2 protein-coding genes are annotated in these 1,680 nt (G+C 70.5%); both read left to right on the top strand.

Going from position 1 to position 1,680, the window contains the following annotated elements; all coding sequences use genetic code 11:
• On the top strand, positions 1–575 hold a 575-nt coding region (locus tag HET64_RS38405; RefSeq protein WP_215111847.1), incomplete at its 5' end, for an acyl carrier protein.
• Between the two features lie 5 nt (positions 576–580).
• The coding region (locus HET64_RS38400) for a beta-ketoacyl synthase N-terminal-like domain-containing protein (RefSeq protein ID WP_215111846.1) at positions 581–1,680 on the top strand (1,100 nt) is incomplete at its 3' end.

The following is a 1,680-nucleotide window of genomic DNA, read 5'->3' as shown; positions in this document are numbered from 1 at the left end:
CCCCACTCCTCCGCAACCTCATCCCCCGCCGCACCACAACCACCACCGCGAAGCAGGAGGACGGCAGGGCGTTCGGCGCATCGCTCGCCGGTCTCGACGAGGCGGAGCAGCAGGTACGGGTGCTGGATCTGGTGCGGACGCAGATCGCGTTCGTGCTGGGCCACAACGACGCCGGCGCGATCCCTCCGGACATCGCGTTCGAACAGCTCGGCTTCGACTCGCTCACCGCGGTGGAGCTGCGCAACCAGCTCACCAGGGCGACCGGCGTGCAGCTGTCGGCGACGCTGGTGTTCGACCACCCGACGGCGACGGCCCTGGCCGAGCACCTGCGCGACACGCTCGCCCCCAGTGGCCGCAAGGCCGCCCGGGCCAAGCTGGACGAGGTCGCGGCGCTGCTGTCGACGCTCGTCGTGGATTTCGACGATCACTCGCTCATCACCGAGCACATCGAAGAGCTCCTCACCCAGTGGCGCCGCACGGGCGACGAGCCCGGATCCCTCACCGACGACTCCGACCTCAACGCAGCGAGTGACGAAGAGCTGTTCAGCCTCGTCGAAACGAACAGGAAGGCCTGACGGCAATGGCGAACGAAGCGAAGCTCCGCGAGTACCTCAAGAAGGCGATCGCCGACACCCGCCAGGCCCAGCACGAGTTGCAGGAGGTCCGGGGCGCGGCGAGCGAGCCGATCGCGGTCATCGGCATGGCGTGCAGGTTCCCCGGAGGTGTGACGGACCCGGAGAGCCTCTGGCGGCTCGTGGCGGACGGCCGGGACGGGATGACGGACTTCCCCGTCAACCGTGGCTGGGACAACGAGGGCATCTACGATCCCGACCCGGAGGCGTTCGGCACGACCTACGTGCGCACGGGGGGCTTCCTGCACGACGCCGACCGGTTCGACCCCGAGTTCTTCGGCATCTCGCCCCGCGAGGCGACGGCGATGGACCCGCAGCACCGTCTGCTGCTGGAGACGGCGTGGGAGACGCTGGAGGACGCGGGCATCGCCCCGCAGTCGTTGCACGGCAGCAGGACCGGCGTCTACACGGGCGTGATGTACCACGACTACTCCTCGCGGGTCAGTGAGGTGCCGCCGGCCCTGGAGGGCCTGATCGGCCCGGGCAACGCCGGGTCGATCGCCTCCGGTCGCATCTCCTACACGCTGGGCCTGGAGGGTCCGGCCGTCACGATCGACACGGCGTGCTCGTCCTCGCTGGTGGCGACGCACCTGGCGGTACAGGCTCTGCGTACGGGCGAGGTGTCCTACGCGCTGAGCGGCGGCATCGCGGTCATGGCGACGCCGGAGACGTTCGTGGAGTTCAGCCGCCAGCGGGGGCTCGCGGCCGACGGCCGCTGCAAGGCGTTCTCCAGTGACGCGGACGGCACCATCTGGGGCGAGGGCGTCGGGCTGCTGATGCTGGAGCGGCTGTCCGACGCGGTGCGCAACGGGCACACCGTGCACGCCGTGATCCGTGGCTCCGCGGTCAACCAGGACGGCGCTTCCAACGGCCTCACCGCGCCCAACGGTCCGTCACAGGAGCGGGTCATCCAGTCGGCGCTGAAGAACGCGCGCCTGTCGGTGTCCGATGTGGACGTCGTGGAGGCGCACGGCACGGGCACCACCCTGGGCGACCCCATCGAGGCCCAGGCCCTCCTCGCCACCTACGGCCAGGGCGGTGCCCGTGC

The organism is Streptomyces sp. McG3 (assembly GCF_018619185.1).
Lineage (GTDB): Bacteria > Actinomycetota > Actinomycetes > Streptomycetales > Streptomycetaceae > Streptomyces.
The sequence above is the reverse complement of the archived record's forward strand: the minus strand, read 5'-3'. Positions and strand labels throughout refer to the sequence as shown.